This window comes from Chryseobacterium sp. UF-81 (assembly GCF_058245105.1).
The window spans coordinates 65202-87560 of sequence record NZ_JBSIBX010000005.1; the positions used below are offsets into that span (position 1 = coordinate 65202).

General features: G+C 36.2%; 21 protein-coding genes. 12 read left to right on the plus strand and 9 right to left on the minus strand.

Annotated elements, in window-relative coordinates; translation table 11 throughout:
* Positions 1–224: 224 nt before the first annotated feature.
* From AC4IFE_RS09080 to AC4IFE_RS09090, 3 genes are all read right to left on the minus strand, one after another.
* Entirely contained in the window at positions 225–1184 is a 960-nt protein-coding gene (locus tag AC4IFE_RS09080; RefSeq protein ID WP_490756497.1) for a hypothetical protein, read from the minus strand.
* A gap of 121 nt (positions 1185–1305) precedes the next feature.
* A complete protein-coding gene (locus AC4IFE_RS09085) occupies positions 1306–2100 on the minus strand; it encodes a helix-turn-helix domain-containing protein (RefSeq protein ID WP_490756499.1) in 795 nt (264 codons plus the stop codon).
* Between the two features lie 65 nt (positions 2101–2165).
* Positions 2166–3581 carry an aldehyde dehydrogenase family protein gene (locus tag AC4IFE_RS09090; RefSeq protein ID WP_490756500.1) on the minus strand — a complete coding sequence of 472 codons (1416 nt, stop codon included), beginning with the start codon at positions 3579–3581 and terminating at the stop codon, positions 2166–2168.
* A 424-nt stretch (positions 3582–4005) separates the two neighbouring features.
* Between AC4IFE_RS09090 and AC4IFE_RS09095 the strand changes: the two genes are divergently transcribed.
* Genes AC4IFE_RS09095 through pyk form a run of 5 tightly spaced genes read left to right on the plus strand, consistent with a single transcriptional unit; the run spans position 4006 to position 8184 of the window.
* Positions 4006–4245, plus strand: a complete 240-nt coding sequence (locus AC4IFE_RS09095; RefSeq protein ID WP_002976354.1) for an acyl carrier protein — start codon at positions 4006–4008, stop codon at positions 4243–4245.
* A gap of 34 nt (positions 4246–4279) precedes the next feature.
* The gene (fabF, locus tag AC4IFE_RS09100) at positions 4280–5524 is read left to right on the plus strand and encodes a beta-ketoacyl-ACP synthase II (protein WP_490756501.1); all 1245 of its coding nucleotides are present in this window, start codon (positions 4280–4282) and stop codon (positions 5522–5524) included.
* A 9-nt stretch (positions 5525–5533) separates the two neighbouring features.
* Positions 5534–6295: a ribonuclease III gene (rnc, locus tag AC4IFE_RS09105; protein ID WP_490756502.1), complete on the plus strand. Its 762-nt coding sequence runs from the start codon at positions 5534–5536 to the stop codon at positions 6293–6295.
* A complete protein-coding gene (locus AC4IFE_RS09110; protein ID WP_490756504.1) occupies positions 6273–6746 on the plus strand; it encodes an IPExxxVDY family protein in 474 nt (157 codons plus the stop codon). Before rnc ends, AC4IFE_RS09110 begins: the two co-directional genes overlap by 23 nt.
* Entirely contained in the window at positions 6739–8184 is a 1446-nt protein-coding gene (gene pyk, locus AC4IFE_RS09115; RefSeq protein ID WP_111955420.1) for a pyruvate kinase, read from the plus strand. Before AC4IFE_RS09110 ends, pyk begins: the two co-directional genes overlap by 8 nt.
* Before the next feature lie 170 nt (positions 8185–8354).
* Here the strand turns inward: pyk and AC4IFE_RS09120 are convergent, their stop codons facing one another.
* The 5 genes from AC4IFE_RS09120 to hutI all read right to left on the minus strand — a co-directional run bounded on the left by AC4IFE_RS09120 (position 8355) and on the right by hutI (position 15423).
* Positions 8355–9647, minus strand: a complete 1293-nt coding sequence (locus tag AC4IFE_RS09120) for an aldehyde dehydrogenase family protein (protein ID WP_490756506.1) — start codon at positions 9645–9647, stop codon at positions 8355–8357.
* A gap of 138 nt (positions 9648–9785) precedes the next feature.
* Positions 9786–10709, minus strand: coding sequence for a formimidoylglutamase (hutG, locus tag AC4IFE_RS09125; RefSeq protein WP_490756507.1), 924 nt, complete (start codon positions 10707–10709; stop codon positions 9786–9788).
* Between the two features lie 137 nt (positions 10710–10846).
* On the minus strand, positions 10847–12859 hold the full coding sequence (locus AC4IFE_RS09130; protein ID WP_490756509.1) for a BCCT family transporter: 2013 nt from the start codon (positions 12857–12859) through the stop codon (positions 10847–10849).
* Between the two features lie 236 nt (positions 12860–13095).
* Positions 13096–14193 (minus strand): DUF695 domain-containing protein, encoded by a 1098-nt coding sequence (locus AC4IFE_RS09135; RefSeq protein WP_490756510.1) that lies wholly within the window; start codon positions 14191–14193, stop codon positions 13096–13098.
* Between the two features lie 3 nt (positions 14194–14196).
* Complete coding sequence (hutI, locus tag AC4IFE_RS09140) at positions 14197–15423, minus strand: imidazolonepropionase (protein WP_490756512.1); 1227 nt, start codon at positions 15421–15423, stop codon at positions 14197–14199.
* A 226-nt stretch (positions 15424–15649) separates the two neighbouring features.
* Between hutI and ruvB the strand changes: the two genes are divergently transcribed.
* The 4 genes from ruvB to coaE are packed head-to-tail and all read left to right on the plus strand — an operon-like array spanning position 15650 to position 18817.
* On the plus strand, positions 15650–16672 hold the full coding sequence (gene ruvB, locus AC4IFE_RS09145) for a Holliday junction branch migration DNA helicase RuvB (protein WP_111955432.1): 1023 nt from the start codon (positions 15650–15652) through the stop codon (positions 16670–16672).
* 6 nt (positions 16673–16678) lie between these two features.
* Entirely contained in the window at positions 16679–17290 is a 612-nt protein-coding gene (locus AC4IFE_RS09150; protein WP_490756513.1) for an FMN-binding negative transcriptional regulator, read from the plus strand.
* A gap of 15 nt (positions 17291–17305) precedes the next feature.
* On the plus strand, positions 17306–18172 hold the full coding sequence (locus AC4IFE_RS09155; RefSeq protein ID WP_490756514.1) for an MBL fold metallo-hydrolase: 867 nt from the start codon (positions 17306–17308) through the stop codon (positions 18170–18172).
* A gap of 9 nt (positions 18173–18181) precedes the next feature.
* Positions 18182–18817, plus strand: coding sequence for a dephospho-CoA kinase (gene coaE / locus AC4IFE_RS09160; protein ID WP_490756515.1), 636 nt, complete (start codon positions 18182–18184; stop codon positions 18815–18817).
* Between the two features lie 83 nt (positions 18818–18900).
* Here coaE and AC4IFE_RS09165 read toward each other — a convergent pair whose 3' ends face one another.
* Positions 18901–19149, minus strand: coding sequence for a lantibiotic dehydratase C-terminal domain-containing protein (locus tag AC4IFE_RS09165; protein WP_490756731.1), 249 nt, complete (start codon positions 19147–19149; stop codon positions 18901–18903).
* A 91-nt stretch (positions 19150–19240) separates the two neighbouring features.
* Between AC4IFE_RS09165 and AC4IFE_RS09170 the strand changes: the two genes are divergently transcribed.
* From AC4IFE_RS09170 to AC4IFE_RS09180, 3 genes are all read left to right on the plus strand, one after another.
* The gene (locus AC4IFE_RS09170; protein WP_490756517.1) at positions 19241–21001 is read left to right on the plus strand and encodes a helix-turn-helix domain-containing protein; all 1761 of its coding nucleotides are present in this window, start codon (positions 19241–19243) and stop codon (positions 20999–21001) included.
* A gap of 180 nt (positions 21002–21181) precedes the next feature.
* Entirely contained in the window at positions 21182–21685 is a 504-nt protein-coding gene (locus tag AC4IFE_RS09175) for a hypothetical protein (RefSeq protein WP_490756519.1), read from the plus strand.
* A gap of 50 nt (positions 21686–21735) precedes the next feature.
* Complete coding sequence (locus AC4IFE_RS09180; protein ID WP_490756520.1) at positions 21736–22311, plus strand: thioredoxin-like domain-containing protein; 576 nt, start codon at positions 21736–21738, stop codon at positions 22309–22311.
* The last annotated feature ends 48 nt before the right edge of the window (positions 22312–22359 follow it).

The window sequence follows — 22359 nt, forward strand, 5'->3', positions numbered from 1 at the left end:
TTTATTGAAAACAAGCACTTTTTAATTTTATTTTATTTTACCATATATTAATCAGGATAAATTAGCATTAGTATGGCAGGTCTGAAATTACATTTAAATGACACATATACTATAGAATATTCCACTAATCTTCAAAGCAAAAAACTCCAAAGTTTTTAAATTATCTTTTTAATAATATGGTTTTTATTTTAAAAGTAATTTTGAATAACATAGACTATTGTGACTTAGAAAGAACTAAGTGTAACTTTAAATACATTTCCTTTGGCGCCATCTCCTCCATCCCGACCATCTCCTAGTGTTCTTGGCTCCGGATAAACTCCATCTGAACCATCTGAACCACGTCCGCACCATCCGTTTCCAGGACCTCCATTACCTCCGTATCCCGGCTTTCCTGCTTTGCCACCATTACCACCCACACCTCCGTTACCACCTCTTATGTAAAACTTTGATGCATTAACAAATACTTCCGTAAATACTGCTGTTGAAACAAAATAAATATCAGAAGCATTACTGCCATCTCCACCTTTTCCGCCCTGTCCGCCTCTTCCGGATTCAGCACCATTCCCGCCCCGGCCCGGACCTGTTTTGCAATCAAATGCAGACGTCGCCCCTTCTTTACCATTAGATCCGTTACCTCCATTGCCACCATTGCCACCATTACCACCGTCTCCTCCACCGATTCCATCAAAATCTAAAACAAACTTTGAGTCTTCAATATGTTGAAGAGTATCTATGCAGATGATTTCTTTGGCAATAATATACAAATCAGGATTTTTTAAGAATTCTCCATCTTCACCCGTTAAACCGGCCTGACCGGCCGATCCCGGCTGTCCCTGTCTGTCAACTTCTCCTATTCCATTAGCCCCATCTATACCTTTTAGCCCATTGCCTCCGTTTTTCCCGTTAATAGTCTGATCAATCTCTATTTTTATCGGAAAACTGTTATTCTTTAATTTCAGTTTATTACAATAAATTACCCAGAATGGCAGATTTGCATTGGTAAAAGTTAAGGTTGCATCTGGCTGGCAAATAATTTCATCTGCCTTTAAGATTTGTCCGTTAAAAATTTCTCCGTGGTTTACAGGAAATACATTTTCAATCACCGCCGTATCGTTAATTAAGTTCATTACATCTTCCGGTAATGCTTCATTAAGGCTGTTAAATACTAATTCTTGAATGTTCATGATATAAAAATTTTAATTATAATTATTACATTCAAAAGTAGCGGACTCTATTGTCTTAAGAAATAACACCTTTGTGTAGTTTTTTCATCAGCGTTTCCATTACAACCATTATAAGCAGCATTTATAACAAAACCCTGCTCGGCGGCAAACCATACTGCTTCTTAAAAGCAAATGAAAAATGGGAAAGGTCTTCAAAACCAAGATCCAGATAAATATCTGTTGCTTTTTTTCCTTTTTCCAGAAGATAATGTGCTTCCTGAAGTCTTTTTTCAAGCAGCCATTTTCGCGGGGTAGTCCTGAATATTTTTTCAAAGTCCCGTTTAAAGGTCGCCAGACTCCTTCCCGTGAGATAAGCAAAACGGTCCAGCTTTACATTAAAGTGATAATTTTTAAGCATAAAAACTTCGAGATCAATCTTATACGGATGGGAAATATCGTAAAGAATATTTTTCAATGACTGATCATGTTCAAATAAAAGAATTAAAGCTTCCTTCTGTTTCAATAAAGCGAGCTCGGGAGATTTGTTTTCCAGCATATCCTGATACTGAAGAAGGGATTCCATAAAATATTTCAGATGCTTTGTTGCCGATACATTAATAAAAGCAGGAGTTTTTAGCCTTTCGGGAAGAACAAAATGCTCTTCCTCGCTCATTTGTTTGAGCATTTCATCATCAAATCTGACAGATAAAGATTTAAACTCCGCTTCCTCACCCGGCTTTTTCAGGAATTTCAGCAATTGATTTTTACGGACAAGATATACATCTCCGCTTCGGAATATTTTCTTATTAACACCGTCATTAAGTTCCATTTCTCCCGAAATAACCATCGATAGAACATTATAAGAAGTAAATTGCTCTCCTTCCCGAAAAACCGTAAAATAGCAGGAATAATTTATGTAATCAATATTTCCGGACATTTTCTTCGTATTAAAGTCAAGCCAAAAATTCGACTTGACTGGTCAATATAATATTTTTAACGGACTTAAACCAAAATTGATTTCGGTTCTAAATATTCTTCCAGACCGAATGCTCCAAATTCCCTTCCGATTCCTGACTGTTTGAATCCTCCGAATGGTGCCAAAGGATTATGCTTAAAGCCATTAATACACACCCTTCCCGCTTCAATCTGAGATGCTACTTTTAAAGCACGGTTCTCATCAGAAGAAGTAACATAGGCCGCTAATCCATAAGGAGTATCATTGGCAATTTCGATAGCTTCTTCTTCATTTTGGTAGGATATGATAGAAAGTACAGGTCCGAAAATTTCTTCCTGTGCAATACGCATATCGTTTCGGACATTGGTAAAAATAGTCGCTTTTACGAAATTCCCGTTTTCAAGTCCTTCCGGCTTTCCAATACCGCCGGTTAATAAATGAGCACCCTCTTCCAGGCCCAGCTTAATATAATTTTGTACACGTTCGTATTGCTTTTCAGAAACCATGGGACCTACATTGGTATTTTCATTCGCAGGATTTCCTACTACAACCTGATGTATTGCTTCTTTCGCAATTTCATTAACCTCTTCCAATCTTGACTGGGGCACCAGCAAACGGGTAGGAGCAATACAGGCCTGTCCACTGTTCATATAAGCGCCAAAAACAGCCTGGGGAATTGCCTGGCTAAAATCTGCATCATCCAAAATAATATTAGGAGATTTTCCGCCAAGCTCTAAAGTAACCCTTTTCATACTGTCTACAGCTCCCCTGGCGATCATCTTACCTGTACGGGTAGAACCTGTAAAAGATATTTTAGCAACATCAGGGTGATTAACGATTTCGTTACCTACTACATTGCCCAATCCGTTCACCACATTGAAAATCCCTTTCGGTAAGCCTGCATCATGAAAACATTCTATAATAAGCTGCGTCTGAAGTGCACTCATTTCGCTGGGTTTTACAACTACGGTACAGCCTGCCGCAACCGCCGTTGCAAATTTACTGCATATAAAACCGTTACTGGAATTCCATGGTGTAATAATGCCAACCACTCCTACAGGTGTCATTTGTACAAGAGTGTTGCCCACCTTCCTCTCAAATTCAAAATGATGGAGTGTTTCTATCATACATTCGAAGGCTCCGACCATATTTTGAAAACCAGCTGTACAGAACTGCCGGGTTCCGCCATATTCCATAATCATTGTTTCTATAAGCTCATTTTTCCGTTTTTCTACAGTCTTCTTTAAATTCTTCAGAATTTCAATACGTTCTTCTGTTTTAGTTTTTGAAAATGTTCTAAAAGCTTCTTTTGCTGCTGCAATTGCTTTTTGGGTGTCCTTCTCATCTCCTAAAACGACCTCTCCAATTTTTTCATAATTGGAAGGATTGATAAGATCAAATACCTCTGTTCCGTTTAAGTCAATAAATTCGCCATTAATGTAAGCGTTGTTTATACATTTCATACTGTTTATTTTTATTTACAAGACAAAGTTCCTACAATTCCAAAGGAACCATTTTGCTAGACAGCTCAATTAAACTTTGCTAAAAAGCTCAGAATTCAAATCGTTTCAGTTAAAATTAAAAATGATCCCTTACCAACTCATCCCACAAATAAATAAATTTCTGAGACCCATCATTTATTCTTTAGACGGATTACCTATACCGCATAAGCTATCTGTCGCCAATCTTTTTTTGCGTGGTTTTATCCGGAATCATAATAATTTCACTTATGAATTACATAGTAAACTTAAATAGCTGAAAACGAAAACACTAAAACTTCTCACTATAAAATAAGTATAGTCTACCCACAAAAAAGACTAAAAAAATGTTTTATCGTGAAGAATTTTATATATTTGCACCATCTAACAATTAAAAAAATAATTTACTATGTCAGACATTGCATCAAGAGTAAAAGCTATCATCGCTGATAAGCTTGACGTTGAAGAAACAGAAGTAACTCCTGAAGCTAGCTTCACTAACGATTTAGGAGCTGACTCATTGGATACAGTTGAGTTAATCATGGAATTTGAAAAAGAATTCAATATTCAAATCCCTGATGACCAGGCTGAAAAAATTACTACTGTAGGGCACGCTATCGCTTACATCGAAGAAGTAGTAAATAAATAATATTCTTCAACAAAAAAGAAAATTTTAAAAGTTTATGGAATTAAAAAGAGTAGTTGTAACCGGTTTTGGCGCAATAACACCGATTGGAAATAATGCAAAAGAATACTGGGAAAATCTTCTTAAAGGTGAGAGCGGTGCTGCTCCGATTACTCTTTTTGATGCCACAAACTTTAAAACTAAATTCGCTTGCGAGGTGAAAGGCTTCGATCCATTACAGCATTTCGATAAGAAAGAAGCTAAAAAAATGGACCGGAATACTCAGCTTGGGCTGGTAGCCGCAAGAGAAGCGGTAGCACACTCCAGGATTATGGAAGACAATGTAGATAAAAACAGAGTCGGTGTAATCTGGGGGTCAGGAATAGGAGGTTTGGAAACTTTCGAAACTGAGGTTTTAGGATGGGCAAATACGGAAATTCCAAGATTCAACCCATTCTTTATTCCTAAAATGATTGCGGATATCACTCCTGGACATATTTCAATAGAGTATGGTTTTCACGGGCCGAATTATACTACGGTATCTGCCTGTGCATCTTCAGCCAATGCTTTAATTGACTCCAAGATGATTATCCAGCTTGGAAAAGCAGATGTTATTGTATGCGGAGGCTCTGAAGCAGCCGTAACAGCAAGTGGTGTCGGTGGATTCAATGCGATGATGGCGCTTTCTACAAGAAATGATGATCCTACAACAGCTTCAAGACCTTTTGATAAAGACAGAGATGGCTTTGTATTAGGCGAAGGAGCAGGATGTATCATCCTTGAAGAATATGAGCACGCGGTAAAACGTGGTGCTACAATTTATGCAGAATTATTAGGTGGCGGTATGAGTGCAGATGCACACCACATGACTGCCCCGCACCCTGAAGGATTAGGAGCTTATCTGGTAATGAAAAACTGTTTGGAGGACGCAGGCTTAACTGCTGATGAAGTAGACCATATCAACATGCATGGTACCTCTACTCCATTAGGAGATATTGCAGAATCCAACGCAATTTCAAAATTACTGGGCGAGCACGCTTTTGATATTCAGATTAATTCTACAAAATCAATGACCGGTCACCTTCTGGGAGCTGCCGGAGTAATTGAAGCTATCGCTGCATTAGGAACTATTATTCATGGTATTGTTCCGCCTACCATCAACCATTTTACTGATGATGAAAATATTGACAGCAGACTGAATTTCACATTCAACACCGCTGTTAAGAAAGATGTGAAAGTAGCCATGAGCAATACTTTTGGATTTGGCGGGCATAACGCTTGCGTTCTATTTAAGAAAATCTAAATTCAATGAATGGAGTTACAGAAATACTTTTCTAAATTCCTTCTCAAACAAAGAAAAAGAAAATTAACGGAGAGAGATTACTTCCTTAGTACCGAGCTAAAAAAAATGCTGGGTGCAGAGGTTCAGAATATAGCTCTTTACCGTGAAGCTTTTTCTTTAAAAAGTTCTTCTAAAAATCAAGACAGTAATTACGAAAGGCTTGAATTTTTGGGAGATTCTGTTTTGGGTACAATTATTTCCTGTCATCTGTTCCAGACCTATCCTCAGGCTAATGAAGGATATCTGACACAGATGAAATCTAAAATTGTTAATAGGAAGAATCTTAATAAACTAGGGGAAGACCTGAAGCTTATCGATCTTTTGCAGAAGCAGGGATCCGCAGCATTGGGAGAAAACATTTCCGGAAATTTATTTGAGGCGCTTATTGGTGCTGTTTATCTGGACTTTCATTACGATGGCTGTAAAAAGATCATCCTGGAAAGATTATTGACTCCCGGAGAAATTAACAAGCTTGAGAATAAAATTGTAAGCTATAAAGGTCTTCTGCTCGAATGGAGCCAGAAGAAAAAAGTAAATATAAAATACGAAACCTGCGAAGAGGTCCAGGCCAATAAAGCAGTGGTATTCAGGTGCCATGTCTGGCTGGGAGAAGAAAAGATCGCGAATGCGACGGAAACTTCCAAAAAGAAAGCAGAAGAAAAGGCAGCACAAAGAGCATTTTATATTTTAAATAAAAAAGAAAACATACTTGGAAATTCAAAAACTTTATGATCTTGATGATATAGAATTTGAAGATATTGCCATAGGATTGGTAAGATTAGCAAAGGATATACCTGCTCATGAGTTTTTCTACAAAATAAATCAAATCAACGGCCTTACTTTTTCCAGAAAGAAAGATGTGATCATTCACGGGGCTTATTATGATTATTATTTCCCGAGATTTGAAGCCTACCACAGGTTTACAAAGACATGTTTTACATTTATTTCAAACCGGTCTTCAGAAAGTAAGCAAAAAAAACTGCAGACTGAGCTCTTTACAGAAGAAGAAAACATTAAATTTTTATTAAATAATCAGGTAGATGTAGAATATATTCTGCATACTTCGGAACAAATTCCTGATTTTTCCGTAATTTTGCTCCCGGAAAATCTTGTATTTCCGATACAAGACTATACACTAGGTTCTGAAGAAGAACTTTATCAAATTATCCAGTATTATGAATAAGTATTTAAAGAAGACAAAAATTATTGCAACACTAGGACCTGCTTCATCGTCGAAGGAGGTAATGTTAGGACTAATGAAAGCGGGTGTTGATATTTTCAGAATAAATTTTTCACATGCAGATTACGAATTAGTTCGAAATAATATTGAAATTATCAGAGAGCTTAATCAGGAATACGGTTTTTCTGTTGGTATCCTTGGAGACCTTCAGGGTCCGAAACTGAGAGTAGGTGTCGTAAAGGAAGGTTCTTACCTGAACCCCGGCGATATTCTTACGTTTACGAATGAGAAAATAGAAGGTGATTCCACTAAGGTTTACATGACGTATCAGCAGTTTCCTCAGGATGTAAAAGTTGGGGAAAGAATCCTTATTGATGACGGAAAGCTGATGCTGGAGGTTATTGAAACCAACGAAATAGATACCGTAAAAGCAAAGACTATTCAAGGGGGACCTTTGAGCTCTAAAAAGGGGGTAAACCTGCCGAATACCAACGTTTCACTTCCTGCTCTTACAGAAAAAGACGTTCAGGATGCCAATTTTATGCTTGACATGGAGGTTGACTGGATCGCACTTTCTTTTGTACGACATGCGCAAGACATTATCGACCTGAAAAAGCTGATCGACAGCCATCCAAACGGAAAATTCAAAACTCCGATTATTGCTAAGATCGAAAAGCCTGAAGGGGTTAAAAATATTGACGAAATCCTATTGGAATGTGATGGACTGATGGTTGCCCGTGGTGACCTTGGTGTGGAAGTTCCGATGGAAGAAGTTCCTGCTATCCAGAAAAACCTGGTAGAGAAAGCAAGATTCTACTCAAAACCGGTCATTATTGCCACACAGATGATGGAAACAATGATCAATAGCCTTACACCAACAAGAGCGGAAGTAAATGACGTTGCCAACTCTGTATTGGACGGTGCGGATGCGGTAATGCTTTCTGGAGAAACTTCTGTAGGAAGATATCCGGTTCAGGTGGTTGAAAACATGTCAAAAATTGTACAGAACATCGAGAAAACTCATTTCTATCAGCATAAAAATGAGCCAATCGAAAAAGATTATAACTGTATTGACGAAAGATTTATTACCAACAGGGTATGTCTTGCAGCGGTAAGAATTGCTAAAACGACCAATGTTTCTGCTATTGTTACCCTTACGCATTCAGGATATACAGCCTTTCAGCTGGCGGCACACAGACCGAATTCACATATCATCGTATACAGCGGAAACCGAAGAGTAATCACTATGCTGAACCTTCTTTGGGGAGTTCATGCCTTTTATTATGACATGAAAAAATCTACCGATGAGACCATCATCCAGGTCAATATGCTGACGCACAACCATGGTTATATTGAAAGCGGAGACTTTGTGATCAACATCAATGCTACTCCATCTTATGAGGGCGGAAAGACGAATACATTGAGACTGACAACAGTTTAGGGCAATAAGCAATAAGCAATAAGCAATAAGCAATAAGCAATAAGCAAAATTACTTTTTGACCATCATACAAAAAAATCCCGGAAATAGACATTTCCGGGATTTTTTATATAGTTAACTATTGGTGTACATAAATACTTTGTACTTTATACATCAAACTACATTATACAAATCAATTTCCCACGATCGTTCTTGCCGTTACAAACTCTTTTAAAGCCAGCAATGACAACTCCGTTCCATATCCTGAAGCCTTGCTCCCGCCAAATGGAAAACGCGGATCAGAGCTTGTCATCCTGTTGATATTTACCGTTCCTGATTCCAGGTTTTCGATGAAAAATAACTGACGTTCTTTATTTGCTGTCCAAACGGAATTTGAGAGTCCAAAAGGAATATCATTAGCCATTTTTAAAGCTTCTTCATCACTTTTAGCGATCATCACCATTCCAAGAGGTCCAAAAAGCTCTTCTTTTAAAATAGGATTTCCTTCCTGAACACGGATTAAACCGGGCTTAAACTCATTTTCAGAAATTCTTTCCAAAGGAATAATAATCTCAGCTCCATTTTCCAATGCCCGGTTGAACTGGGCTTCTAATTCATCAGCCAGGTCCGGTCTTGCCATTCCCGCTAATTTAGTTTCCTTCTGTAAAGGATCTCCCACTTCATATGTTTTATATTCTTCAATGAATTTAGGCAAAAATTCATCTTCAATTTTTTCATCAATAATAAATCTTTTAGCAGCAGTACAGGTTTGTCCGCAATTTTGAAGTCTGGATTTTACTCCTGCTTTTGCCGCTTCATCTAAATCTGCATCATCGAAAATAATGAAGGCATCGCTTCCTCCTAATTCCAATAAGGATTTTTTGATATTCAAACCAGCAATTGAAGCTACTTCTCCGCCAGCTTTTCCGCTGCCTGTAAGGCTCACTCCTTTTACAGCATCGTGCTCAAGAATTTCTTTTACTGCTTTATGCCCTACTTCCAGGTTCTGGAAAACACCTTCCGGAAAACCGGCCTCTAAAAGAACCTCTACAATGGCATTCCCACTTCCGAAACAAATTGAAGCGTGTTTCAGAACTACCGTATTTCCGGCCAAAATTGCAGGAACAGCAAACCTCAACACCTGCCAGAAAGGAAAATTCCAGGGCATTACTCCTAAAATAACACCTTTCGGGACATAATGAACTTCAGAATAAGAAAATTCAGATTCAACTTTTTCGGGCTTTAAAATATTTTCAGCATCTGCATAATAATTCATCATTAAGGCACACTTTTCAACCTCAGCAATTGATTCTGAAATAGGTTTATTCATTTCAGCCGTAATAATCCTTCCGAATTTTTCTGAATTGTTCTTTAAAATTTCTGCCGCTTTTGCGATCAGCTTCTGCTTTTCTTCAAACGGTACTTTTCTCCATTCTGAAAATGTCTTATCTGCTTGAATAAGCTTATTTTCAATTAACTGTTCCATAATCTAATTTCTGTTTTAAATTCAAAAAATGAATTTATTAATGCCTTTATTCTAAAAGCAGTGTGAAAGTAACAAATTCTATTCCTTAAGGCTAAATAAAGTAATGATTTTTCTCTATCGAAATAATATAATTTATCCTCAGATCATAAACCATTCATTCACAAGACATGCAGCCAAACGGGCCGTCCTGTCCTGAATATCAAGGGAGGGATTGACTTCTGCCGCATCCAGTGCTATCAGCTTTTTACTTTTTAAAATGTGCCTGTAGAAATTCATGAAAGGGGTATCTGCAAAGATCCCATTGTAAGCTGAAGCGGAAACTCCTGGAGCGATCGATGCATTGAAAACATCCATACAGATGGTAAGGTAAACAAAATCCACATTCTCCATCAGCTCATCGATGCGCTGATAAATGGAAGGAAGATTCTCAAAAAAGATTTCATCGGCAAGGATATATTTCATTCCATACTGGTGAGCTGTATCAAAAAGCTTAAGGGTATTTGAATTTCTCTGGATCCCGATATGAAGCGAGTTGATCGGTCCTTCCTGTGCAATCTGCCAGAAGCCGGTTCCGGAGCTTGCTCCTATTCCTCTTTCCGGTTGCCTGTTATCAAAATGGGCATCTATATTGATGATCCCGATTTTCTGTTCCGGAAAAGCGGTTTTTACGCCTAAATAGTGGGCATAGGTTACTTCATGGCCGCCACCTAAAACAAGTGACTTACCTCCTTTCAGCAAAACCTTCGAAACACTTTTCGCAAGGCTGTTCTGGGTACTTTCAAGATCGCCGTCTTCACAGGTGATGTTTCCGAAATCAAGAAGGGAAAAATCCGGCCGGATCACAGGAAAATTAGACATATTTTTTCGGATCACATCAGGGGCATCTTTGGCACCCTGCCGCCCTTTGTTTCTTCTCACGCCTTCATCTACGGCAAAACCATGCAGAACAAAATCTTCGGGTTTAATATTGTCGTAATTATGTTCTTCTTTAACTCTTTGAAATATCCTGTGGAAAAGAGGTTCTTCCCCGTCTAATCTGCCTTGCCAAGTATCCTGAAACATAGATCTAAATTAAATTTTAATTACTGCGTTTTATCCAGTAAATCTAAATAATATTGTTTAGATATTAAAACGCTCCTGTGTTCAATTTCAAAAATGCTCCATGACATCCGTCATTCCTGTAAGATGCTGATCTTAAATCATTCTTTTTTCTGATTGGCATTACTGCTTATAAACATCTCATTGCGCTCTTCTGAAACAATTTCCAGGAATCGTTCATAATGCTTGAGTACATCAGAAATCAGTTCATTTTTTGTAAAGTACTGCACATCATATCCTTCTCTCCCATCTCCGAAATAGGATCTTGGATAGTGGGTTTTATTGTCCTCCAGATCGGGAAGGTTCTCTTCATTGATCATGTATTCGGAAACGGTTTTCACTTTATTTTCAACCCCATAAATAAAATTATTGACGACTCCCTGGTGAATCTCTATTTCTATTCTGGCAGGATTTTCATAATGATTTATTTTTGCTTCAATTCCGTTGGCTGCAAATTCCTGCTGCAGATCTGTAAAGGCTTCTTTTGTTTTGACCTTAATAAAATGATCTACTGACGAATTATCTTTAAATGAAACAATATTTTTTAAACGCTCTTTCCAAAACTCGCCTGACCAGGGAACGGTAGATGCAGAAAAATTGGTGTCATAATATTTCTGATCAATGATCAGCCCCTTCATCAGGCTCACTATAAATAAAAGAACTATGATGGAAAAGGGTAATGCTGTAATTAAAGTCATACTTTGAAGCGCTTTTAATCCCCCGGCGTTTAATAACAAAAGGGAAAGTACAGCGAGTAAAATCCCCCAGAATACAATCTGCCATTTAGGAGATTTTTTAGCATTTTTAGTAGCAATGCTGTTCATCACAAATATCCCCGAATCGGCAGATGTTACAAAGAAAATAATAATGATGGCAATAACGAAGAATCCAGTCAGAGTTGATAAGGGCATATATTCTAAAAACCGGAACATCAGTGCATCAGGGTCGGATGCCAGTTCACTTAATTTTCCGTTAGCAACATTCAGATCGAACCAGATGGCACTGTTTCCAAACACAGACATCCAGATAAAATTGAATAATGTAGGAAGTACTAAAACGGCAAGAATAAATTCCCTGATGGTTCTTCCTTTGGAAATTCGGGCGATAAATAATCCTACATATGGCGACCATGAAATCCACCATGCCCAGTATAAAATAGTCCAGTCATAGAACCATGGCAATGCATTTTTTTCGTAAACATGGGTGTTAAAGGTAAGATTGAAAAAGTTATTGATATAGTTTCCCAATCCATCGGTAAAGCTTCCTATCAGATATACCGTCGGTCCCAATATCAGCACAAAAAGTAAGAGTACAATGACGCTCATTACATTGATATTGCTTAAAATCTTTACTCCTTTATCCACTCCGCTAATCGCTGAAATTACAGAAAGAGCAATAAGGCTGATCACAATAATCACCTGATTGGTAAAACTGTTTTCCGCAGTGATATGGAGTATATTCAATCCTGAACTGATCTGTACCACTCCAAATCCTAAGGTAGTAGTCAATCCGAAAAATGTACAGCATAATGCAAAAACATCAATTGCATTTCCCCACTTACCGTTAATCTTATCCTTCAGTAATGGATAAAAACAGCTTCGTAAGGAAAGCGGCAGCCTGTATCGGTATGCGAAATACGACAAGGAAAGGCCTACAACTCCGTAAATAGCCCAGGCGTGAATTCCCCAGTGAAAAAAAGTATACAATTGTGCCTGCTTTGCCCTGTTTACATAATGATTATCGGCAAAAACTTCGGAAGAATAGTGCTGCATAGGTTCTGCCACACTAAAATAAATCAGCCCGATTCCCATTCCTGCTGCAAACAGCATGGAAATCCAGGAAAAAAAGGAGTATTCCGGTTTACTGTCGTTGGCTCCTAGCTTTATGTTGGCATATTTACTGAACAGCAGGTAAACTAAAAAGACCACAAAAAGAGTAACCGCCCATACATACACCCAGTTCAGATTAACAAATATAAACTGTTTGATCTCATTCAGGATACTTTCTGTAGGCTTAGGATACAGAGCAGAAAGAAAACAGGTTCCAATAATAAAAATAAGACTTGGAATTGTAACTCCTTTGTTGAAAGTAGATTGTACGTTTTTAAACTTCATCAGATTTATTTTTCGTATTAATATTGACAGACAGGCATAGCCCCGGCAGAAGTACTCAAAGAATAATATGACTGCGTTATTTTCCTTATCAGGGATGTACTTAAGAACTATAGAAAATTACTGTTTTATACAATGAATCAACAGTAATGAGGTCACAATATAAGAAAACTTAAATAAAAAATAAAAGTCTAAGGCTGTATTCCGCTTAATTTGCCATACAAAAAAATGAATATTCTTTAATTTACATTGTAGTGTTCAAAACTCTGCCAGTACTTATCTTTATAAATTTCCAGTGAAATTTTATATTGAGGACTGTCTTTTATGATCTGATCAAAAACTTTAGAAGGCTGTCTGAAATCCTTGCTTGCAAAGTAAATGCTTTTGCCATTGTCTGCCGTTTCCCTGCCGATATACAAATGACCATCTTTTGGGCGAAGATGCTCTATCGCATAATCTTCAATGGTATTCATTGTATTGTAATCGGCTTCCTCCGGAAAACCGTTATTGTTCTTTCCATCGTAAGAAATGTTCAGGACCGAGATCCAAGGATAGGAAGCTTTTGCATCATATTTTAATAAAGAAGCATTCACCGTAGCCATAAGCGGCATTCCATTTTCTAAAGTGGCTTCGAGAAGAGAAAACTGGTCTTCATTTTCTAAAATCTGCGAATCTTTATACTTTTCTGTAAATTCTCTTTCTCTCCAGAGAAGAAATTCTCTTAGTTTTTCTATCGGAATCAGTTCCTGCTCTGCTTCGTTTTTACCTATAACGCTGAAAGTGTCAATTTGCGTGGCAAAATTCAATTCACCCAGGAAGTTATCCAGAAAAATACAGATTCCTGTTGTGGCCAATTCTTTGTTTTCCTCATTTAAATCATCATATACAAAGGCCAGATCAATCTCATCCGGATAACCTTCTATTTCATTGGAGTAAAAGTAGATATTGTTTTTTGAAAATTCCAGATCTCCCATTCTCAATCCAATATTCTCAATATCCGTTTCCGGTTTAAGGGCTGTAAACTTCCAATGATCAATCTTAGGGGCGGCAGCAATAAGTTCTTCAGCAAAAATTATTTTTTTCACGTCACCTTCTACTGTAATGATGAGCTCTGCCGTCTCTTCATCATGCATTCCTGAGAGGAAATAGTAACCGTCATTTATCTTAGTAAGTTCAGGAGATATAATATCAAAAAACTGTTCTTCAATATGTTCTCTGCTTTTTACAACTTCAAAAAAAGATTGTTCTTTTATCAAAAACCAGTCCCAAAAATCCTTATAGGTTTTGATTTCTTTTTCCGGCTGTTTTTTGCCTAAGATCTTATCAAAAATGCCCATAAGCTAATGACTAAGGTTTCCGCTGATGTAAACATTTTCAGCATTCAGGCTTCCCTGATTGTAAAGAATGTTTTGAAAATTATCGGTTTTAAACGTTACAAAATCTGCTTTTTTTCCAGTTTCCAGTTTTCCTATATCTTCAAGACCCAATGCATAAGCAGCACGGAATGTCATTCCTGCCAACACCTCAGCAGTTGTTAATTTCTCAAATGTTGCCAAAATAGAAGCCTGGGTAATTAAATTTCCCATTGGTGCAGATCCGGGATTCCAGTCGCTTGCAATAGCTACAATAGCTCCGGCATCCAGTAATTTCCTGGCTGGTGTAAATTTTTCACCCAATCCTAAGCTTGCTCCCGGCAATGCAGTAGCAACTGTATCTGATTGTGCTAAAAATTCAATATCTTCATCAATAGTAGCTTCCAGGTGATCTGCGGATCTTGCTCCTACTTCTACTGCAATTCGGGAACTTCCCGGTGTAAACTGGTCTGCATGAACCGTAATATCAAAACCTAAATCTTTAGTTTTAAGTAGAAAATCCCTGCTCTCTTCAGGCTGGAACGCAGATTTTTCTATAAATATATCTACACGCTCTGCAAGTCCTTCTTCTTTTACTTTCGGTAAAATTTCTGTAAGAATATATTCTAAATATTCCTGATTGGTCCCATTAAAATCTCTGGGCTTCAGGTGAGCGGAAAGACATGTGGGAACCAACCTGGCTTTTGTCTGATTCTGTGCTTTTTTAATAATCCTGAGCATTTTCAGTTCATTTTCCACATCTAATCCGTAGCCACTTTTTATTTCAATAGTCGTAATTCCTAGTGAAACCAGAAAACTGATCCTTTCAACCAATGTTTTTAATAGTTCTTCTTCTGAAGCATTTCTTGTATGCTGAACAGAGCTCCAGATACCGCCGCCGCTTTCTGCTATTTCAAGGTAGGTTTTCCCTGCATTACGCATGGCAAAGTCATTGGCGCGGTTTCCTCCAAAGCAGATATGGGTATGGGAATCTACAAATCCCGGAAGAGCAACCTGTTCTCCTTTTACAAGTTCTGTTTCTGTGTTCGGGTTTTCAGTCTTTAACATCTTAAAGTTTCCAACTTTCTGAATCAAGCCATTATCTACCAAAATTCCTCCGTCTGTAATAATATCAATTTGCTCATCGGATATTTTTCCTCTTAACGGAAGGTCTGCCAACGTAATGATCTGCTTGAAAGGTCCTATTAATTTCATTTGTTTAAGATTAAAGCTACAGCTTGTTTACAATTAAATTTTCCTCTCAAAAATACTTAAAATATCTCAATGTGCTGAATCAAAATCACCTTTAGCCTCAGCTATTGTATTTACCTTTGCCTTTAACCCAGCCTTACAATTATCCTTTTTTGACTCCTGAATTTTCTCAATCTAATCCTTAACCTTAGTCTAAATTTCCTATCTTTGAGGTAAATGAAATGAATTAATGCCAGACTTTTTACATCCAGATAAAGAAAACTACTCACATGAAGAGCTTATGCAGGAGGAGCAGATCCGTCCGCAGAGTTTTAAGGACTTTGCCGGACAGAGAAAAACTTTGGAAAACCTGGAAGTTTTTGTAAGTGCTGCCAAAAGACGTGGCGGTGCTCTTGATCATGTTCTTCTGCATGGTCCGCCGGGTCTGGGTAAAACAACTTTGGCCAATATCATTGCCAATGAGCTTGGCGTTAACTGCAAGATCACTTCCGGTCCTGTTTTGGATAAGCCGGGAAGTTTGGCCGGCTTGCTGACGAATCTGGAGGAAAACGATGTTCTTTTTATTGATGAGATCCACCGTCTGTCACCTGTTGTAGAAGAATACCTGTATTCTGCCATGGAAGATTATAAGATAGATATTATGCTGGAAAGCGGGCCCAATGCAAGAAGTGTCCAGATCAGTCTTAATCCTTTCACGCTGGTAGGAGCAACCACAAGAAGCGGAATGCTGACGAAGCCAATGCTGGCAAGATTTGGAATTCAAAGCAGGCTTGAATATTATTCGGTTGAACTTTTATCGATGATTATTCAGCGAAGCTCAAGGGTTTTGGGAAGTAAGATTTATGAAGATGCAGCGATAGAGATTGCCAGAAGAAGTCGCGGAACACCAAGGATTGCCAATGCTTTGCTAAGAAGGGTACGTGATTTTGCCGAAATCAAAGGAAACGGAGAAATTGAAATCAATATTACAAAGTACGCATTGAATTCTCTTAATGTAGACGAGTTTGGCCTTGATGAAATGGATAACAAGATCATGCGGGTTATGATCGAAAATTTTAAGGGAAAACCTGTTGGAATTTCCGCTCTTGCTACTTCAATTGCTGAAAATCCGGAAACCCTGGAAGAGGTGTATGAGCCTTTTCTGATCCAGGAAGGATTTATCATCAGAACACCAAGAGGAAGAGAAGTCACCGACAAAGCTTATCAGCATTTAAAAATATCACGTCCGAAAAATCCGGGAGAATTATTTTAAAAGTCTATGTTTATTCCAAAATTATACAGAAGCGAAGATCATAATCTGATGAGGGAAATCATCAGGGACAATGCGTTTGCCTTACTTATTTCTTCCGTTGAAAAAATAAGAGCTACGCATTCTATAATGATGCTGAATGAGAATGATCCTGAAAATGTATATGTGGAAACTCATATATCAAGAGCCAACCCTCAGGCAAAAATATTAAAGGACGGGGATGAAGTTCTCTGTGACTTCCTGGGTGCCCATACTTATATTTCGAGCAGCTGGTATGATCATATGAACGTTTCAACATGGAATTATGAAGCTGTTCAGATCTATGGAAAAGTACAGCTTATGAATCATGACGAGCTTTACCGGCATTTTGACAAATTAACCTCAAAATATGAAAGTTTCCAGAAGTGTCCTGTCATGGTAAAGGATATGGGAAGGGAATTTGTGGAAAAGGAAATGAAGGGTGCCTTCGGGCTGAAAATAATTCCGACAGAAATATTTATCAAACAAAAGCTTTCTCAGAACAGAAAGGATCATGATTATCAGAATATTATCTCTGAACTTGAACACTCGGATGAGAATGGAAGAAAAATTGCTGAGAAAATGAAATTAATAAAGAAATAATAATCAAAAATATATATGAAGCTATATCCAATACAATGTGGAAAATTTAAACTGGACGGCGGTGCCATGTTTGGAGTCGTCCCAAAGAGTCTGTGGGAAAAAACCAATCCTGCAGACGAAAAAAACCTGATTGAACTGGGGACAAGATCCCTGCTTATAGAAGACGGCAAGAAACTGATTCTTGTAGACTGCGGTCTCGGAAATAAACAAGATGATAAATTCTTCGGCCATTATTCGCTTTGGGGAGATGATAATCTTGATAAGAATTTAAAGAAATTCGGTTTTGTAAAAGAGGATATTACGGATGTATTCCTTACGCATCTGCACTTTGATCATTGCGGAGGGGCTATTGAATGGAATGATGACAGAACGGGATACAGACCGGCTTTTAAAAACGCTCAGTTCTGGACGAATGAAAACCACTGGCAATGGGCTACAGAACCGAACGCAAGAGAAAAAGCCAGCTTTCTGAAGGAGAATATTCTTCCGATGCAGGAAAGCGGACAGCTTAACTTTTTGCCCCTTCCTGCTACAGGAAATTACGGTTTTGCTCCTGATCTGAAAATGGATGTGATCTTTGTAGACGGACATACGGAAAAACAGATGCTTCCGGTGATTCAATATCAGGAAAAAACAATTGTTTTTGCGGCGGATCTTATTCCTACTGCAGGACACATTAACCAGGTTTATGTAATGGGATACGACACAAGGCCTCTTCTGACATTGGAAGAGAAAGGAAAGTTCCTGAAGCAGTGTGTAGATAATGAATATCTTCTGTTCTTTGAGCATGATGCCCATAATGAACTGGCAAGTCTTAAAATGACTGAAAAAGGAGTGAGATTAGACGAGATTCACAGTTTTAATGATGTTTTTGGATATTAATTTTTGATTATGGAGGATTTACATTCAGAAACACAGAAAGCAGAACCGGAACCGGCACCGGTACCCAAGGTGATCGGACTTACCGGTGGTATAGGCTCAGGAAAAACTACTGTTGCCCATTTTATAGAAGACTTTGGATTTCCGGTTTACTATTCCGATGATAGAGCGAAAGCCATTGTGAATGAAAGTGAGGATTTAAAGGTAAAAATAATAGATTTACTGGGCAATGAAGCTTATGATGTGAACGGACTGTATGACAGAAAATTTGTCGCAGAAAAGGTTTTCAGTAATAAGGAACTGCTTCATGAGTTAAATGAGATTATTCATCCTGCGGTACGTATTGATTTTGAAGAATGGCTTAAGAAACAGACTAAATATCTGGTTTTTAAAGAAACGGCCTTATTATTTGAATTAAAGCTGAACCGGCAGTGTTACAAATCTCTTCTGGTCACTGCTGAAGATAATATCAGAGCCAAAAGAGTAATGGACAGGGATGGAAAAACCTACCGTGAAGTAGAATCTGTCATGGAAAAGCAGATGCCTGAAAAAGATAAGATAAAACTCGCAGACTGCATTATCTATAACAACACCAATCTGGAGGATCTTAAAGAACAGACCGAACAGGTCATCTTTAGTATTGAATAAAAAAAGCCTCGTTAGAAAAATTCTAACGAGGCTTTTTTAAGTTTAAAATAACTGCTTGCTATATTTTAGTGAAGGTATTCTAACTAATCCCTATAGACACAGGTTTTATAGTATCTTAGCAAATAATCATACATTATCATTTCAAATAGTCTTTGATTGGAAACAAAAAGCCTGTTGATATTCATATGAAAAATACTTTGAAAAAAATCCTGTAAAGATATTCCTAAGGAATCATTTTCATTATAGGATATGATATTTTGAAAAATAGCACTGCTTTCCTCAATATTGGAAATAATAGCCTTTCTCTCTTCCGAAGATTCTTCTGACTGAATAAAATCTAAAAATTGTTCTCTTTATGGGAGCAATTATTATTTTATAAATATTCTTACAGAAATGATATTTTTGTAGTTTATTTACAATACAATGAAAATAAAATATCTTTTGCTGTTTACAATTATTGGATATAATTTGTTTTGCTCACAAACAAATTATGCTGAAAATATCAAAAAAAGTATTTTAAAAGAAAATACTTACGAGGAATTGGAAAGCGAATTCTACAACAGTAATAACGGAGATATCAATCTTAAAAGAAATATTGCAAAACATTATCTGCAAAAAGCTAAATCCGAAAAAAATAATGTTCAAATAGCTGAAGGTTATGTGATGCTACACTTTGATGAAACTTTACCGAATGCATTAAAGTATCTTGATAGCTTACAGGTTATCACAAAAAACTCCAAAGAAGATTATTATCCTGCCCGAACTTATCTATTAAGAGGAAACCTATATTTTAAATCTGACAATCTTCAAGCAGCATTGAATAATTATGTATTAGGTTTAAAATATGCAAAAGAGAAAAGAAATAAAAGACAAATTGCCATTGCTGATATTAGCATTGCCTATTTGAATAATTATATTGGGAAACATGGAGAAACGGCCAAAACTCTTAAATATTATTTATATAATGTTGATTATCTCAATGAGGATGAGCGTAATAATCTTAAATTAAATCTGGCAGATGCTTATATAGAAATTAATAAAATGGATTCTGCATACACACTAATACAAGAAGGTTTACAATCTTCTAAAAAAAGCAAGGATGCTTATGTCTACCACCAAAACCTAAGCTTATTGGGCTATTATGATTTAAAATTAAAAAAATATAAGGAATCTGTCGAAAATTTGCTGAATTGCAAAAAGTATTTTTTTTCAACAAATGACCCAAGCAAAAGAAATCAAAACTACACACTTTTAAATCTAGGAAAGGCCTATGCTGGATTACAAGAAAAGAATAAAGCAATAGAAAATTTCACTAAAATTGATTCTATGGTTCTCAAAACAAATTATGTTTTTCCAGAACTTAGAGAAGTATACACCTATCTTATTGATTACTATAGAGGAACAAAGGATAAAGAAAAACAATTATATTATGTTGAAAGACTTTTAAAAGTCGATCATACATTAGATTCTCAGTTTAGATATATTTCCCGAGAACTCCCTAGAAGATATGACACGCCTAAATTGTTACAAGAAAAACAAGATATTACCAATGAATTAAAAAAGAAAAAAATGCTTTTTTACATTTCTCTCGGTATTTTAATAATAGTTCTTTTGTTATTCATAAATATTTATCTTAAATATAAAAAAGCGGAAAAGAAACACAGAAAAATTGCGCAGGACCTAATCAATTCCATTGAGATGAAAAATCTTGAAACGCCTCCGGTAGCTCAATTAATTACAAGTCCATCTCCTGCTATTGTACAAATCGAAACAGAGGATAAGACAACAGAAGATAAAACAGCTAAAACAACTCCAGAAGATATCACACAATTTATTTTAAAAGAACTGGAAATTTTCGAAGCTAAAGAGCTTTTTTTAAAGAAAGGCATTACATCTTCCAGCTTGGCAAAAAGTATAAAAACCAATACTACCTATCTATCAGAGGTCATCAATACCCAGAAAGGGAAAAACTTTGCAGCTTATATCAACGATTTGCGTATTAACTATGCATTAAACCGATTGGTAAAAGATAAAAAATTCCGTTCCTACAAATTGTCAGTGATTTCAGAAGAATTAGGATATAATAATGATCAGGCATTTTCTCTGGCATTTAAGAAAAAAACAGGTATTACTCTTTCTATTTACATTAAAGAAATCGAAAAAAACACATCAATCCTCAATTAACCATAAGTAATACAATATCAATATTATAAGTGCTATATTTTTATAAATTTATACTATAGATTTATAAATCTATGGAGCTAATGTTTTGTACAATAATTTATCATCTACATCTTTGCTATCAAGTTCTCGAGAAACTTAAGTGTAAAAAATAATTGACAATTTTTAAAAAATGAAAAATTTATGAAAAATTTATTTAAATTCGTATGTGTATTAGCTATGTTAATTGGAAGTTTTAGCTTTGCTAATTTAAAAACCACTAATAGGTTAGATGAAAGAAATCCGTCTCCAAATTTTGCAATGCAAAATTTATTAACGAGTAACCAAAATTCGTTATTTCCCTTTGTATTGAAATATGGCTGCAAAACTTTTCATGTAAAAGTTTCTATAAAGTTGTTAGAAATTGAAACAGATGTGACTATATGTGCAGGATGTACACATTACATTGCTATGGTATGTGGTGGATCAATAAGTAAGAATAGTCAAGAAGATCTTAGTTTTGGTGGAATGGATCTTAATGCATTAATGAAAGATAAAAGATTTGCAGATGCAGAAGAAATAACAATACTTGAATCAAGTAGTGAAGCATATGACGATATAAAATTAACCGCTACAAGAGGAACTTACAAAATAGTAAAGGATGAAAATGGCTATGGAACTATAGTTAATTTGGAGCAAGTAAAATAGAATTTCAATAAGAAAGTGTGTGCTACACACTTTCTTTAAAAAAAAGACTTATGAGAAAAAAGATTTTTATAATAACAATAGTTTTAATTTGTATAGTTAGTGGAATTTTTTTAATAAACAAAAACACTAACATAATTAAAAATATGAAGGTGAAGACAATACATGAAATAAAAAAAGAAAAAATAGAATATTCATTTCAAAACAGCCCTTTTTATAAAAATTATTACTCAAATAAAAAATTAATTGTTCTTAATATTTGGGCAACTTGGTGTAAACCTTGTCTAGAAGAAATGCCTCAACTCAATGAAATTAAAAGTCAAATCGATAATAGCTCTTCAATTGCTTTCTTATCCTTTTCATTAGATAACGATTCTATAAAACTTAAAAAATTTATTGACTCACAAAAATTTGATTTTAAAGACGTTACACTTGAGAATTATTTATATAAAAACTCTATACTCACTAGTCTGAATGTAAATGAAAATGATATGAATGCCTCATTTATTAATGTATCCTCTACTGAAATTCCAATAACATACATCATTAAAAGTAGTAAGATAGTGTATAAAAAGGTAGGGAAAATTGATTATCAAGAATTTTCAAAAAAAATAAACTCATTCAAATAATTAAAAATGTGAAGTTTAGACATATCCTTGTTTTCTTCATCATTCTTT